Annotated in this window: 11 protein-coding genes; 8 read left to right on the top strand and 3 right to left on the bottom strand. The window is 50.7% G+C overall.

Translation table 11 applies throughout. The features are described from left to right. Positions 1-176: 176 nt before the first annotated feature. From SE18_RS23155 to SE18_RS23145, 3 genes are read right to left on the bottom strand one after another with little or no spacing between them, the layout of a single operon-like run. Positions 177-644 (bottom strand): GNAT family N-acetyltransferase, encoded by a 468-nt coding sequence (locus SE18_RS23155; protein WP_054536841.1) that lies wholly within the window; start codon positions 642-644, stop codon positions 177-179. Between the two features lie 53 nt (positions 645-697). After that, positions 698-1,375, bottom strand: coding sequence for a hypothetical protein (locus tag SE18_RS23150; protein WP_054536840.1), 678 nt, complete (start codon positions 1,373-1,375; stop codon positions 698-700). Between the two features lie 43 nt (positions 1,376-1,418). Beyond that, positions 1,419-2,126: a hypothetical protein gene (locus SE18_RS23145; protein WP_054536839.1), complete on the bottom strand. Its 708-nt coding sequence runs from the start codon at positions 2,124-2,126 to the stop codon at positions 1,419-1,421. Between the two features lie 106 nt (positions 2,127-2,232). Here SE18_RS23145 and SE18_RS23140 point away from each other — a divergent pair, with 106 nt between their 5' ends. The 8 genes from SE18_RS23140 to SE18_RS23105 all read left to right on the top strand — a co-directional run bounded on the left by SE18_RS23140 (position 2,233) and on the right by SE18_RS23105 (position 16,483). Beyond that, on the top strand, positions 2,233-3,084 hold the full coding sequence (locus SE18_RS23140; protein WP_054536838.1) for a MerR family transcriptional regulator: 852 nt from the start codon (positions 2,233-2,235) through the stop codon (positions 3,082-3,084). Positions 3,085-3,101: 17 nt separating this feature from the next. Beyond that, a complete protein-coding gene (locus SE18_RS23135; RefSeq protein ID WP_054536837.1) occupies positions 3,102-3,839 on the top strand; it encodes a DUF4386 domain-containing protein in 738 nt (245 codons plus the stop codon). Positions 3,840-4,339: 500 nt separating this feature from the next. Next, positions 4,340-5,266 carry a bifunctional riboflavin kinase/FAD synthetase gene (locus SE18_RS23130; protein WP_054536836.1) on the top strand — a complete coding sequence of 309 codons (927 nt, stop codon included), beginning with the start codon at positions 4,340-4,342 and terminating at the stop codon, positions 5,264-5,266. Between the two features lie 359 nt (positions 5,267-5,625). Next, positions 5,626-9,279: a DNA-directed RNA polymerase subunit beta gene (rpoB, locus tag SE18_RS23125; protein WP_054536835.1), complete on the top strand. Its 3,654-nt coding sequence runs from the start codon at positions 5,626-5,628 to the stop codon at positions 9,277-9,279. A gap of 77 nt (positions 9,280-9,356) precedes the next feature. Continuing rightward, positions 9,357-10,052, top strand: coding sequence for an LAGLIDADG family homing endonuclease (locus tag SE18_RS23120; protein ID WP_054536834.1), 696 nt, complete (start codon positions 9,357-9,359; stop codon positions 10,050-10,052). 17 nt (positions 10,053-10,069) lie between these two features. Continuing rightward, a complete protein-coding gene (rpoC, locus tag SE18_RS23115; protein WP_054536833.1) occupies positions 10,070-14,701 on the top strand; it encodes a DNA-directed RNA polymerase subunit beta' in 4,632 nt (1,543 codons plus the stop codon). A gap of 155 nt (positions 14,702-14,856) precedes the next feature. Then, positions 14,857-15,657 (top strand): hypothetical protein, encoded by an 801-nt coding sequence (locus tag SE18_RS23110; protein WP_054536832.1) that lies wholly within the window; start codon positions 14,857-14,859, stop codon positions 15,655-15,657. 10 nt (positions 15,658-15,667) lie between these two features. Continuing rightward, positions 15,668-16,483 (top strand): hypothetical protein, encoded by an 816-nt coding sequence (locus tag SE18_RS23105; protein WP_054536831.1) that lies wholly within the window; start codon positions 15,668-15,670, stop codon positions 16,481-16,483. The last annotated feature ends 3 nt before the right edge of the window (positions 16,484-16,486 follow it).

The following is a 16,486-nucleotide window of genomic DNA, read 5'->3' as shown; positions in this document are numbered from 1 at the left end:
TCTGCGCCTCTGCGTTAAAATCTGATCCACGAAGGACACGAAGGGCTGATTTTTAGCCACAGATTGCACAGATTGGCTCAGATTAGTTTCCAATAGCCAATGACCACAATCTCTCTGCGCCGCTGCGTTAAAATCTGATCCCCGACCCCTGATCCCCAAATGCTATGTTCTATGCTCTATGCTCTATGCTCTATGTTCTTAACTAGATAGGTTGGTTGTTCTTCCTCGATTGCAAAGCCACAGGCCTGATAAAACAGCGTAGCAGCTGGATTATCGGCCAGCACCCAGACTGCACTCGTTGCATGCTCAGCCATCCATGCTTCCATGGTTTGGATCAGCGCTTGGCCAATGCCGTTGCGGCGCCACTGATGATGTACGCCAATTTCGTAGAGCAAAACTTCGCTGCCTGCGCCTGAACGCAGCGGCACGACCAAACAATACAAAAAGCCAGTAATCACTTCGGCTTCGCGTGCCACCCAATACAAGACCGCTGGATTGGCCAAAAACTGGCGGGCAGCGTGATCGTCAAGCGCAATCAATGGCTGATCATCATCAGGTTCAAGCCCAAATAGCGCATCATCAAGCGCCAACTGCTGAATAATCGCCTCGTCGCCCACCCCAAGCCGCTGAATTGTGATCGCCATAATTCATTCCTTTCTTGGTATGTATGCCAGTTAAGCAGAATGTTCAAGCCGCGCTAGCGCTCAGGATTTCTGACAAAGTGCAATGGGCCGCTCACCCTGAAGCGTGAATTAACATCAATAAAGTAGTAGCCACTACTATCTGGCTCCCAGGCATTAATACATCGCTCAGTCAAACCAAATGAGGAGTCTACAACGACCTCGCCTAAGGGAGGATCTGCGTTAGTTGCTCGATAAATCGAGCCAGAACCAGCCACATACTGCTGATCAGGCGATTTTGAATAGACTTCGCCATCACCAGGAATTACAAGCGATGCCCACCAATAATTATCCTGCTCCCAACCGAGCGTTTTGGTTTTCGATACAACTCCTGTGGTTAAATTAACCATCCAGTGCGGTTCTACGAAGAAAGCATCCTGGGTTGGATCATTAATCCAACCCAGGATTTCACCATAACCTTCGAGATCAGGAGCAGCAGGATACTCAATTTCGTCACCAGTCTTCAGGTTATAAATTTTTTGCTCCCATTTACCAAGCATCGTCGTCGCTATAACAAAGTTTCGTGTTGCTGAAATACTGCACTCATCCATGGGTTCGTCAATAACAATCGGTGCCATCATCATATCTTTGAGTGTACGTTGCCCAGAAAGCAGCTTGAATAAGCCGATTAACACGCAACAGCTAGTAATAACGCCCAATACTGTCCAGAGCATAGCTCGAAACCAATAGGTCATAATCTGCTCCTCTCTGCTAGTTTCCACAAAATTGAGTTATGGTCTAACGTTCAGGATTTTTGAGGAAACGCAGTGGTCCACTCATATCGGCCCGTGAAGACCCATCAATAAAGTAATAACCGCTACTATCTGGCTCCCAAGGATTAGTACATACTTCAGGGTAACTATCGGAGAATGACACAACTAAATCACTTATTGACAATTTGCCCGTCGTTGCTCGATAAATCCTGCCTGAGTCAGCAACATACCGTTGATCTGGCGATTTCACAGAGAAGTCTTGATAATCAGGCATTAAGAGTGGTTCCCACCAATCTGTTGACTGTTGCTCAACCGACAACTCAACTTTTGTTACCTCTCCTGTGGTGAAGTTAACGAGCCAGTAGGGAGAAACTAACGCAATATCTTGGGTTGGGTCATTGATCCAGCCTAGTGCGTTGCCATAGCTGTTATTTCCATAGATATCGGCTTCAGGATGATCAGGATAAGCAACTTCGTCGCCAGTTTTTAAATTATAGATTTTCTGTGATCCCACCCCGTCTTTAAATGCCGTTGCTAAAACAAAGTTACGCGCTGGTGAAATACTACAATCACCGATTGGCTCGTCAATAATAATTGGCGCAAGCCGAGCCTTCTCAGGCGTATTTCGGCCAAACATACGATTAAATGAATAAACCACAAAGCCTACTGCTAGGCTACAACTGACAACAACGATAAACAACGACCACAGCGTCATTTTAAGCCACGCTGCCATCATGGAACTCCTCTCGGTTGGTTAAATGCTGCGATTAATTGCCGCTTGACTCTACCACTGTGCTAGGGTGTAGCATCAACGGCAGCGTTACACAAGGATGGATGCGATGTTCAAAATTGGTGAATTCTCGCGCTTGGCGCAGGTTTCGGTGCGCATGCTCCGCCATTACGACAAGTTAGGCTTGCTCATTCCAAGCCAGATCGATCAGTGGACAGGCTATCGCTATTACACGGTCGAGCAATTGCCACGGCTGCATCGAATTGTTGCGCTCAACGGCTTGGGCCTCAGTCTACAACAGATTAGCGAACTATTGAACCATGATGATCTTTCGGCTGGTCAACTGCGCGGTATGTTGCGCTTGCAAGAATCCCGTTTAACCGCTGAACTTGCCAAAAAGCAAGCCCAATTAGCCGAGGTCAGCGCTCGTTTGGCCCAAATTGAGCATGAACAAGAGCCATGGCCCTACGCAATGATGCTCAAATCGACCGATGCCCAGCCAGTTGTCAGCATGCAAGCGATTGTACCAAGCCTTGATCAAATGGGCTATTACTGCCATCGGCTTTATACATCACTGTATCAACATGTGCACCAGCAGCGCATCCCAATCCTTGCCCAAGAAATTACGATCTATCACAACGAGGAGTTTAGCGAAACCGATATTGAAGTCGAAGTCTCCGTGAGTTTGGCCGAGCACAATTTAGCCCAATTGCCCGATAGCAACATCAAGTTTCAAACCTTGTCTAGCCTCGAACTGGCCGCAACCCTCGCTTTCGAAGGCAGTTTTAGCGAGATTCACGCCGCTGCTTTGGCGCTGTTGGGCTGGGTTGGCTTACACAACTACCAGATTATTGGGCCGCTACGTGAGTTTCATCGCTCTGGGCCTGCCCACGATCCACAGGGCGGCATTCGCGAGCCTGCGGTTATCGAGCTACAACTCCCAATCGCCCAACCAACTTAAATTTGAAAGGAACGACTATGATCGCCACCAAAGCCTATCCAACAACCAACCAAGCTGCACGCAACGGAACCAGCACCTATCGCTGGGCAGCAGGCTTGCTCTTTAGCCAATTTTTGATCTTTATACTGACATTTTTGGTGCTTGGCAGCGCCATCGATTGGCCAGCTAGCCTTGATAACCCTGCCGCCCAAGCCTTGCCCTTGATTCTGCAAGAACGCTCGGCGGTTGCCTTGGGCTACACAGCCTACTTTCTCTCGGCGACCATGCTCATTCCAATTGCCTTGTTGCTTTGGCAGATTTTGGGCAGCGAAAGCAGCTTGCTACGGGTCAGCGCAGGCTTTGGCATCTTGGCAGGCTTCGCCAAATTGCTAGGCATTGGGCGTTGGCTCTTGCTAATGCCCAGTTTAGCCGAACAATACAGTACAACCAGCGATCCCAATCTGCGCGCAAGTATCGAGTTGCTGTATACCAGTTTCAACAACTACGCTGGCGGAGTTGGCGAACAAATCGGCGTAGCCTTTTTTGCTGGTTTGTGGACAGCAGGGATATCGTTGAGCATTCTGCGGCAGCGCCAATTACCACGCTGGTTTGGCTATAGTGGGCTGGTGGTTGCCATTAGCGTGCTCATTCCACTGATCGAGGTCTATAATCTCAGCGCTGGGCCAATGTTGATGGTCAGTGGTAGTCTCTGGCAAATTTGGTTGATTACGCTTGGTGGCATGTTGTTACGCTATCGAGCTAAGGCTGAGGCTTAAAGCTAGGGGTCGGGGTTCAGGGGCTGGGGATCGGGAATTGATCCACGAAGAACGCGAAGGGGATGAGGCTCTAGGCTCTAGGCTTCATCCCTTATCCTTCATCCATCATCGTTCGGTCGCTCTGCGCCTCTGCGTTAATTTGATCCACAAAGCGCACGAAGGCTACGTTTTAGCCACAGATTGGCACAGATTACTCAGATTGAGTTCCACAAGCCAAAAGCCCCTAGCCTCCAGCCAATAGCCATCTATCCGCTGCGCCGCTGCGTTAACAATGAGCCGCTTTTTCGCCACAACTTGTCCGATAGCCCTAGCCTCCAGCCAATAGCCCTATTCTCTTTTTGCCTTCTGCCTTTTGCCTTCTGATTTTTATCTGATCCCTCATAATTCATCCTTCATCCTTCATCCTTCATCGCTGGCCCCTCGCACATCCTTTGCTATTTACCAATGACAATGGTATCTTTTGAGGCGATATTGGCAACTTTATGAATTGGAACTAGGCCATGCATTTTGCTGAACTTGCCAGCGTGCAGTATAAAACTCCGACGCTCTTAACGATTGGAAAGTTTGATGGCGTGCATCAAGCCCATCAACACATTCTTCGCCGTTTGGTTGAACGCGCTCGCCAGCTCGATTGTCATAGTGCGGTGCTGACGTTTGATCCGCATCCTGATGAGATTCTGCGGCCTGAGCGTGAGATTCGCTATTTGACCACCATCAATGAGCGTGCAGCGTTAATGCAAGATCTTGGCATTGATCTCTTGGCCGTTCTGCCGTTTAATCAGGCCACCTCGCAACTTAGCCCCAAGGCGTTTCTACAACTATTGTTAAATCACGTTCCAGTGCGCGAATTATGGATTGGGCCAGATTTTAAGCTTGGTCACCGTGGTGCTGGCACCATGCCCGTGTTGCAGAATTTAGGGCAGGAGCTGGGCTTTACAATTGAGCCAATTCCCTATTGGACGCTTGATGATGAGATTGTTAGCTCGACTGCAATTCGCAGCTGCTTGGCCGCTGGCGATGTGCAAACCGCCAATCACTACCTTGGGCGACCGTTTAGCTTACAAGGCATCGTTGTGCCAGGCGACCAGCGCGGGCGCAAAATTGGCTTTCCCACCGCCAATGTGCAAATTGCCAGCAATCACATGTTGCCAGCAGATGGCGTGTATGTTTGCAACGTTCAGTTGCTTGATGATCGGCGCAGTTTTGGCGCGGTGACCAACATTGGCGTTCGGCCAACCTTTGGCGTGCTTGGGCGTGCGGTCGAGGCCCATCTTTTCGATTTCAACGAAGATATTTATGGCCGCTCGTTGCGGGTCAGCTTTTTGCAGCATATTCGCGGCGAACAAAAATTTGCTGGCATCGAACAGCTGGTAGCCCAAATTGGCCGCGATGCCCAATTTGCCCGCGAATGGCTCGAACAACACTAACCAAACAACCCCTTTTCTTAGCCTTCAAAACATATGTGCGAATTTCTAAAAAAAGGGGTTGACTTCTCTCGAGCGCAAGAGTATAATGCCCGCAAGTTTAAACCTCGTATTGTCTCTTGACACCTCTCGACCTTGCTGTTATAATCTCCTTTTGCAAAAATAGCTTTTCGTAGTGTTTGGACGAGGCTTTCGATCCACGCCAAGAATGTATATCAATACCACGCCGTTGGGCGTATTTTTCGTTGCGCTGCCGCCAAAAGCAGTCAAACTCGCAGCCGGACAACCACAAGTCGCATTTTTGACTACGGGTGTTTGGAGGTGAGCATTTTGTGCTTTTGCGGGGCTAGGGAGCGAAGCTGATGCCGCAAGTTCAGTCAACTGTTATCCTGCCACCGCTGATCACGTCCAGTATCTTCCGCGATGACCAAGGTCGTGCGATGATCGCATCACGTCGGAGTTTTGCTCGCATTACCGATGCGATTGAATTACCGAAGTTGATCGAAACCCAGATCGATTCGTTTCGCTGGTTTCAACGTGAGGGGCTTCGTGAGTTGTTCGATGAAATTAATCCCATCGACGACTTCACGGGCAAAAACCTAGAGCTTTCGTTTAGCGATTATGAGTTCGGCGAACCCCGCTATAACGAATTTGAGTGCCGTGAACGCGATATGACCTACGCCGCGCCACTCCGTGTCCGCGTGCGGTTAAAGGTCAAAACGACTGGCGAAATCAAGGAAAGCGATATTTTCCTTGGCGACTTCCCATTGATGACCAATAATGGGACGTTTGTGATCAACGGCGCAGAACGGGTTGTTGTGTCGCAGTTGATTCGCTCGCCTGGCGTGTATTTCAAAGAAGAAAAAGAGCCAACCAGCGGTCGTTCGCTCCATAGCGCCAAGTTGATCCCCAATCGTGGTGCTTGGCTGGAGTTCGAAACCAATAAGCGCGATGTGCTTTCGGTCAAGGTCGACCGCAAACGTAAGTTGCCAGTCACCATCTTGATCCGCGCTGTGCTGGGCTTGTTCGGCGAGAAACCACTCGATCAATGTGGCCTCAACGAAGAAGTTATGGCCTTGTTCGCGAATGTCGATGTTAACCGCGACCACCAATATATCGCTTCAACCTTGGATAAAGATCCATCAACCAATGCCAAAGAAGCGATTATGGAATTGTACAAGCGCTTGCGCCCAGGTGACCCAGCAACCGTCGATAACGCTCGCTCGTTATTGGAAACCTTGCTGTTCAACTCGCGCCGCTACGACTTGGGCAAAGTCGGTCGCTATAAATTAAATCGTAATCTCTGGGAAAAAAGCCGCCTCTTCGAAGGCCAAGAAATTCCCAGCCTCAGCATGCGCGTCCTGAGCAAAGCCGATTTGTTCAAAATTGTCGAGCGCTTGATCGATCTCAATAATGGGATTGGCAACCCAGACGATATTGACCACCTTGGCAACCGCCGTGTGCGGACCGTTGGCGAATTGATTCAAACCCAATTCCGCGTCGGTTTGTTGCGCATGGAACGGGTCATCAAGGAACGTATGTCGTTGCAAGAACCAGAGGCAGCAACGCCCAATGGCTTGATCAATATCCGGCCTGTGGTCGCTGCAATGCGCGAGTTCTTCGGCGGTTCGCAACTTTCGCAGTTCATGGATCAAACCAATCCATTGGCTGAGTTGACCCACAAACGCCGGCTTTCAGCGCTTGGGCCTGGTGGTCTGAGCCGCGATCGCGCTGGCTTCGAAGTTCGCGACGTTCACCACTCGCACTATGGCCGGATCTGCCCAGTCGAAACGCCTGAAGGGCCAAATATCGGTCTGATTGGCACGATGTCGACCTTTGCCCGCGTCAACGAAATGGGCTTCCTCGAAACGCCATATCGCCGCGTGTACCGTGAAGTCGATAACACGCCACTTTGGCTTGAACGCGGCATGACCACACGCGATGTCCGCCACCTGAGCACTGGCGAGTTGATCGCCCGCGCTGGCGCTCGCGTTGACGAGGAATTAGCCAAGATCATTGCGATTGGTGTGCTGAATGGCCAGTTGCTGCGCGAAGATATTGTCAACCCAGCGACTGGCGATTTGATCGCTGAAACTGGCACCGAAATTGATCGGGCCTTGGCAACCAAAATTGCCGATTTGCCCTTGCGCGCAATCAAAATTCACCCAGTTGTCACCAATGAAACCGACTACTTGCCAGCCGACGAAGAAGATAAGTTCATTATTGCCCAAGCCAACGCTTTGCTCGACGAACGCTTCCGCTTTATCGACCCAACGGTTTCATGCCGCCACGCTGAAGATTTCGTCCAATCACCAATCGCTTCTGTCGATTATATGGACGTTTCGCCCAAGCAGGTGGTCAGCGTTTCAACCGCGTTGATTCCGTTCTTGGAACACGACGATGCAAACCGTGCCTTGATGGGTTCGAATATGCAGCGCCAAGCAGTGCCATTGTTGCGCCCAGACGCGCCAATTATCGGCACTGGCATGGAACACAAAGCCGCCCGCGACTCAGGTCAGGTGGTTGTGGCTCGTGCCGATGCTGTGGTGCTTTCATCAAATAGCGAACGCATTTTGGTGCGCGAAAACGATGGCACCGAACGCACCTATCCATTGCTCAAGTTCTTGCGCTCGAACCAAGATACCTGTATCAACCAACGCCCAAGCGTCTTTATTGGCGATAAAATTCGGGCTGGCGAGGTAATCGCCGATAGTTCTTCGACCCAAAATGGCGAGCTAGCGCTTGGCCAAAACATTCTCGTGGCCTATATGCCTTGGGAAGGTGGGAACTTCGAAGACGCGATCTTGGTTAGCGAACGCTTGGTCCGCGAAGATATTTTCACCTCGATTCACATTGAAAAATATGAAGTCGAAGCCCGCGATACCAAACTTGGCCCCGAAGAAATTACCCGCGATATTCCAAACGTCGGCCAAGATAGCCTTAAAAACTTGGACGAACGCGGGATTATCTACGTTGGTGCTGATGTGCAGCCAAACGATATTTTGGTTGGCAAAATCACACCCAAGGGCGAAACTGACCTGACCGCTGAAGAACGCCTCTTGCGGGCGATCTTCGGTGAAAAGGCTCGCGAAGTTAAAGATAGTAGCTTGCGCGTTCCCAACGGGGTCAAAGGTAAAGTCATTGATGTCAAGGTCTTTACCCGCGATGAAACGACTGAAATGCCAGTCGGGGTCAACCAAACCGTGCGCGTTATGCTCTGCCAAAAACGCAAAATCAGCCCCGGCGATAAAATGGCTGGTCGCCACGGCAACAAAGGCGTGGTCAGCCGTGTGCTGCCAATCGAAGATATGCCATTCTTACCAGATGGCACGCCTGTCGATATCGTCTTGAATCCGTTGGCTGTGCCAAGCCGGATGAACATCGGCCAGATTTTGGAAACCCACTTGGGTTGGGCTGCTTCACGCTTGGGCTTCCGCATTGCCACGCCAGTCTTCGACGGCGCACGCGATGAGGATATTGTCAAAGCACTCGCTGAATCAGGCTTACCATCCGATGCTAAGATCGATCTCTACGATGGCCGTACTGGCGAGAAATTCGATAATCCAGTGACCGTCGGTTACAAATATATGCTCAAGTTGGCGCACTTAGTGGAAGATAAGATCCACGCTCGCTCAACTGGCCCCTACAGCTTGGTGACTCAACAACCACTCGGCGGTAAGGCACAGTTCGGCGGTCAGCGCTTTGGGGAAATGGAAGTCTGGGCGCTCGAAGCCTATGGCGCAGCCTATATTCTCCAAGAAATGCTCACGGTCAAGTCCGACGACGTGGTTGGTCGGGTCAAAACGTATGAGGCGATCGTCAAGGGCGATCCGATCAACGAAGCCGGCGTACCAGAATCGTTCAAGGTCTTGATCAAAGAGTTGCAATCGCTTGGTCTGTCGGTCGATGTGTTGACCGCTGATGAACGCCCGGTTGAGCTAACCGATAGCGAAGCCGATGACTTAATCTCACTCGACGGCATCAACCTGTCGGGGATGGAAAAAGGCGAACTCTAAACTTCGGTTGCGATCCATTGCTCTCGCGGTAGTTCCCAATGACGTGAACTACCGCCTCGTTATCGCACGGTGCTACCATGGCTCGACCTGCTGCTAGCAACCCTTTCTTTCGCACATGGTCACCAACCATGGCCTATGTTCTAGGTTATTGGTGGGCCGATGGATATATGCGAATTCATTCCAGAAATGGTGGTCACCTTGTTCAGATCGCCAGCATTGATATAGAACACTTACAAACTATTGCTAATACTATGGGTGCAACAGCAGCTTTACGCCAAGTACGTAAAGAATCAAGCTGTCACGAAATGGTCATTTGCAATCAAGGCTTGTATCATGATCTACTCAACCTTGGAGGAATTCCAAACAAATCGCATGTTATAGGCTTTCCTAATGTACCAACCGAATATCTCGTGGATTTTATTCGTGGGTTTATTGATGGTGATGGTACCTTAGTTTGGAATGGTGATCGGCCTGTTATTCAAATTTATTCTGGCTCTCAGCAATTACTGCTTGAAACAGGTAGATATATTGAATTAATGACCGGAATACCAGCACCAAATATTAGCCATAATCGCAATAATTATTACATCAAGTGGAGCACAATTCGTGCTAAGTGTTTAGCAATTTGGCTATATCGTAATAATAATGGCCTGATGCTAGCACGTAAAGCTGCTATCGCGCAGCAATTTGAGCAATGGCAACCGAAGAAGTCGCCTGAGCGGGGAACAATTACCGAGAAGATGCGCTTGCATTTTGCAAACTATCTTCCTTAACCGAGGAGCGTTCAACCATGCTCGAAATCAATGAATTCAATGCAATTCGCATCAGTCTCGCTTCACCAGAAGACATCCTGAGCTGGTCACACGGTGAAGTAACAAAACCAGAGACGATTAATTATAGAACCCTGCGTCCTGAACGCGATGGCTTGTTCTGTGAAAAAATCTTCGGACCCACGCGCGATTGGGAATGTTACTGTGGCAAGTACAAACGTGTGCGTTATAAAGGCATTGTGTGCGATAAATGTGGCGTAGAAGTCACGCGATCTAAAGTGCGACGCGATCGCATGGGTCATATCAAACTTGCCTCACCTGTATCGCATATTTGGTTTGTTAAAGGCACACCATCGCGTTTGGGTTTACTTTTAGATATATCGCCGCGTAATCTTGAGCGGGTACTTTATTTTGCTTCATACATTATTACCGATGTCGATGATCTGGCATTGGGCAATGTACGTGAGCAAATGAAGACCGACTTTGGCGTGCGGCGCAAAGATCTGGAAGAAAAAATCCTTGAACAACGTGGCGAAAAGGCAACCCGTTTAAGCAAAGACCTTGCGGCGATGGATAATGCCATGGAAGGCACGTTGGAGCGCACGCATGAACAATTTGCCCGCCAACGCCAAGAAATCGAAGACGAAGCCAATGCATTGCGCGAACACCTCGAAGAACTGATCGGCATCGACGCACTAGCCGATGAAGATATTGTGTATCGGGGTACGGTGCTGCTCGAAGAAAACGAGCCAGTGCGCGAACGCACGTTGGAACAACTCGAACAACTGATCGATCAAGAGCGCGAAAAGCTTGAACAACGCCGCGAATACGAAATTGAAAACGTGCGTTTGTTGGCTGACGGCGAGCGTGATCAACGCCAATCGGTGGCTGATGCTGAGCAAGAGCGTTTGACCACGGCCTTGATCAAGCAGCTTGAAGATCTCAACAAAGAAGAAAAAGACAAGCTTGATCGCTTGGATGATATTCAGTTGCACCGAATCATTTCGGAAAACGAATATCGGATTCTGCGTGATTTAGCGCCCTACACCTTCAAGGCCGATATGGGTGCTGGTGCGGTGCGCGACATCGTATCGATGGTTGATCTCGATGAATTGTCGAATCAAACCCAAGCCGAAGTCCAAAGTTCATCGGGCCAACGCCGCAAGAAAGCCACCAAACGGCTGCGCGTGGTTGAAGCATTCCGCAAGAGCGGCAATCGTCCTGAATGGATGATTATGACCGTGTTGCCAGTGATTCCACCAGATTTGCGCCCGATGGTGCAGCTTGATGGTGGTCGATTTGCGACCTCCGACTTGAACGACCTGTATCGGCGGGTGATCAACCGCAATAATCGCCTCAAGCGCTTGATGGAGCTAAACGCACCTGAAATCATCGTGCGCAACGAAAAACGGATGTTGCAAGAAGCAGTTGATGCCTTGATCGACAACGGTCGCCGTGGACGCCCAGTCAGTGGCAAGGGCAAGCATCGGCTGAAGAGCTTGAGCGATATGCTCAAGGGCAAGCAAGGTCGCTTCCGCCAAAACCTTTTGGGTAAGCGGGTCGACTACTCTGGCCGTTCGGTGATTGTGGTTGGGCCAACCCTGCAATTGCACCAATGTGGTTTGCCCAAGAAAATGGCCTTGGAATTGTTCAAGCCATTCGTCATGCGCCGTTTGGTCGATAAAGGCTTTGCCCACAACATCAAATCAGCCAAGCGCTTCGTTGAGCGGGTTCGCCCAGAAGTGTGGGATGTACTCGAAGAAGTCATCAAAGACTACTTGGTATTGCTCAACCGTGCGCCTTCGCTGCACCGTTTGTCAATTCAAGCCTTTGAAGCCAAGCTGATCGAAGGCTCGGCGATTCAATTGCACCCCTTGGTGTGTGCTGCGTTCAACGCCGACTTTGACGGCGACCAAATGGCTGTGCACGTTCCATTGTCGCGCAAGGCCCAAGAAGAAGCGCGTCGCCGGATGATCTCGACCTACAACCTGTTGTCACCTGCAACTGGCGATCCCATTATTACGCCATCACAAGACATCGTGTTGGGTTGTTTCTATCTGACCCAAGTTCGGCCTGGAGCCAAGGGTGGCGGCAAGCGCTTTGGTTCAATTGACGAAGCCTTGTTGGCCTACACCAACGGCATCGTACATATTCAAGCGCCAGTCTGGATTGTGATCGAAGATTACATTCTGCCAGGCAGCGATTTGCGCGATAAAGAATTGCCATCGTTGGATGGTGTAACCCCACGGGTCTTAATTGAGACCAGTGTGGGGCGGATCATCTTCAACAATGCGTTGCGCTACCAAGGCGAGCCAAAAGCTGGCGAAAACGGCTATCGCTCACCCTTGCACTATCGCAACTTCTTGGTTGGCAAATCGGGCTTGAAAGCCTTGATCGCCGATTGTTATCGCTTCCACTCCCAACGCGAGAACATCATTGCTGATGTGTATCAAGAATTAATTGAACGCTTCGGCCCTGAAACCTCGGAAGAATCGTTGTTGCGCTTCTATGCCTCGGAACGAACGGCACGTTTGGCCGACCGGATCAAGGCCTTGGGCTTCAAGCACGCCACCTTGGGCGGGATGACCTTCTCGGCTTCGGACGTAGAAGTTCCCGACACCAAAAATGCGATTGTGGAAGAAACCTACAAGAAGGTGCAAGACATCGAAAAGATGCAGCGCCGTGGACTGATTACCGACGACGAACGCTATCGCGAAGTGGTTTCGGCATGGCTTGATGCAACCAACCAAATTAAGGTTGAAGTCCAACGCTCGTTGAATCCATTCGGGCCAGTCTCGATGATGTCAACCTCTGGGGCGCGTGGTAACGTCGAGCAAATTCGCCAGATGGCTGGGATGCGGGGCTTGACCACCGACCCAACCGGACGGATTATCGAACTGCCGATTACCGCCAACTTCCGCGAAGGTTTGAGCGTTATCGAATACTTCATCTCGACTCACGGTGGCCGGAAAGGTTTGGCTGATACCGCCTTGCGGACAGCAGACGCTGGCTATTTGACCCGCCGTTTGGTTGACGTTGCCCAAGATGTGATTGTGACAATCGAAGATTGTGGCACCACCGAAGGCATGTGGATTCGGGTCAGCCGCGATATTTTGGCCTCGGTCGAAGATCGCATCGTTGGGCGCGTGACGGTGGCTCCGGTTACCAATCCGGTGACTGGTGAAGTCGTTTTCCCGACTGATAGCGAAATCTTAGAAGATGATGGCAAGCATATCGCCAACGTCCTGAAATCACTCGACAAAGAGGCCCAAGCTGAATTCGGCATTTATGTCCGTTCAGTATTGACCTGTAACGCCGATTATGGCATTTGTCGCAAGTGTTATGGCCGCAACCTTGCCACTGGCAAGATGGTCGAAATTGGCGAAGCTGTTGGGATTATTGCAGCCCAATCAATCGGTGAGCCAGGGACGCAGCTGACGTTGCGGACGTTCCACACCGGTGGTGTTGCAACTGATACCGACATTACCCAAGGTTTGCCACGGGTGCAAGAAATCTTCGAAGCGCGGATTCCTAAGGGTAAAGCCGTGTTGGCGCAAATTGCTGGCCGCGTCCAGATTGTGCGCGAAGAAGAAGGCATTCGGCGCTTGCGGATCGTCTCTGAGGAAGTTTATACCGACGAGCAAATGTTGCCCAAAGACTATCGCGTGGTCGTCAAAAATGGCGATGCGGTCGAAATTGGCAACCTCTTGGCCGAAAGCAATGTTGACGGCGACAGCCGCCCACCATTGGTCGCAGGCTTGGCAGGCAACGTCTATGTTGACGATGATCGCTTGGTGATTCAAGCCAAAGACATCGAAGAACATGAAGAAGTTATTGCCCACGCCGCTCGCTTGCGGGTCAAAGATGGCGATTTAGTCCAAGTTGGCCAGCAAATGACCGAAGGTTCGTCTGACCCACAAGAAATGCTGCAATTGCGTGGTCGCGAAGCAGTGCAAGAATACCTGACCAACGAAGCCCAAAAGGTTTATCGTTCGCAAGGTGTGGGGATCAACGATAAACACATTGAAGTGATTGTGCGCCAAATGTTGCGGCGGGTACGCATCGAAGAGCCAGGCGATACTGAACTGTTGCCAGGCGAATTGGTCGAACTGCACGAACTTAATCGGATCAATGCTTCGATTGTGAGCCAAGGTGGCGATCCAGCGTTGGCAGTGCCAGTGCTGTTGGGGATTACCAAGGCCTCGTTGTCGACCGACTCATTCTTGTCGGCGGCCTCATTCCAAGAAACCACCCGCGTATTGACCGAAGCTGCCGTCAACGGCAAGATCGACTACCTGCGTGGCTTGAAGGAAAACGTGGTTATTGGCAAGCTCATCCCAGCAGGCACGGGTATGGAGCAACGCCGCAAATTGGCCGAAGAAGCCGCCTTGCGCGTTGCCCAAATCACCAGCGCGCCAGCAGATCGCGAAACGCCAGCAGCAACGCCAGCGCCAGCAATCGCCAGCGAACCCAAGCCAGCGCCACCACGCTCGTTCGACGAAGCCTTAAACGCTGTTACGAACATTGATAGCGGCAACGGGCCGAAAGATGATCTTTTTGCTCAAGCGATGGCTCGCTTGCAAGCAGAAGAAGGTCGCAAACCAACCTTGAACGAACTGCTTGGCACCGACGAAGACGAAGAAAACGTCTAAGCAATAGCCCAAAAGTTCAATCAACAAAACACCGTTGGAGCCATTCCAACGGTGTTTTTGTGCTATTCCCCAACCAGCGATCGGCTAGTACACTAAAACCCTCGCTAGCTAGCTGCGTACCTAGCGCACAGCAATGCAGCGAAAGGAGCCAGCCCATGTTTGAATCATGGCGCAGTCTTGGGTTTCACGTGGCGGCAGGGTTTTATAACAGCGTTTTATGTGTGGTTATCGGCGGAATTTTGGGGTTTCTCACGCCGCCGCCATGGTCATTTGCCCTCATTGGCATCGCTTGGCTAGGCATCAGCGCGTATTGGGCTGGCGCTACTGATGGTCGCATCAGCAATGGTTTTGCAGGCATGATCATCATCTGGCACGTAGTTATTTTGATGTTTACAGGCATGGGCAGGCGCTATATGCGCTACACCGCTGGCAAAGAAAGCATTCGTAATATTAGCGCCGCCGAAATTCCTTATTATCCAAATGCAGCAAGCTTTTACTTCAATGATGCAGTGGTACAAACCAACTATGCCACAGTCCACAAAGTTGCCAGCAAAGATCGCAAAAGCTCACGCATCACTTACAGCTACTACAGCCTTGCGCCACTGACCACCAGCGCTTGGCAATATGGCGATCCTGTGCCTGCTTGGGCCGCCTGCAACGCCGATTACAACATCGCTTGCTACGATTGGGATGACCCAATTGTGAATGGCGCATTGCCCGAAGAACTGTACCTCGATAAATACACCGTTGCCAAGCTTACCAACCTCGCCACATACGATTATGTAGAGCTAAACAATGCCCCAATCCTAGAAGTTGGCGCAGGCTCGAATAGCTTCAATACCGCCAAACGCTGGCAATGGCTGTTTGTGTGGATCATCATGGTTTTGGTCTGGGCCGTGCCAATTGTGCTGATCGGCTGTGTGCGGTTTACCTGGCGTTGGTTGCGTAATCGATAAGGAACAATGGATGAAAACTCAATGGCTAAACTTTGGGCGCACGCTAATAATAGGGATGCTTTTTGGTTTGTGGTGTGCAGTTTTGGGTGGGGCAATTGGCTTTTGGCTGGGCGAGTCCGCGTCCTATCTACTCGGTATTATTGCTGGAATCGCCAGTATTGTCCTGTTTGTTCGCCTCAGCCAGCGCTGGATCAACCATGCGCTGTTGGGCGTGATTTGTTTGTTGAATATTGGCACGCTGATTGGCACCGGAATTGGTACAAGCCAAGAGCGCTTGTATTATGGTCAGATTCAAATTGACAACATTCGGGCTGAGCAAATCAGCGAGCATCCCGAGGCCATGATCTTCACGCTGGAGCAAGCAGTTGTACAACGTGAGTATGGCCTAACTTTTTCCTACACTACCCGTGATGCTCGGCGCTCGAGCACAACCTCACATGCGATGAGCGTTGCACCGCTGACTAGCCCCGATTGGCAGCCCAACCAGCCAGTTCCGGCATGGGCTGTGTGCGGCGGCTATTTTGAATACGAATGTGAAGAATGGAAGCAGCCAATCAAGGCAGCGCTAATTGCCAAGCCAACCAATCCAAATCCGCAACAAACGGCGATCACCAAAAACCTTGAAACTCATGGCTATACTGTGATCGAAAATGCCCCACGTCTGTATGTTGGCAGCAGCGTCGAGAGCTTGATGGCCGACCACCGCTTTATTTGGCGGTCTACATGGTTGTTCGTTAATGGGATCTGGGCTGGGCCATTTTTCATCTTTGTGGGTGCTGAGCTATTGTGGCATACGCTTAAGCAATTTACAAAAAAGCCAAGCTAGCAT

Origin of the sequence: Herpetosiphon geysericola, assembly GCF_001306135.1 — a bacterium.
In the GTDB taxonomy this organism is placed as follows: domain Bacteria; phylum Chloroflexota; class Chloroflexia; order Chloroflexales; family Herpetosiphonaceae; genus Herpetosiphon; species Herpetosiphon geysericola.
Note: the sequence above shows the minus strand (reverse complement) of the source record. Positions and strands in the feature narration are given on the sequence as shown.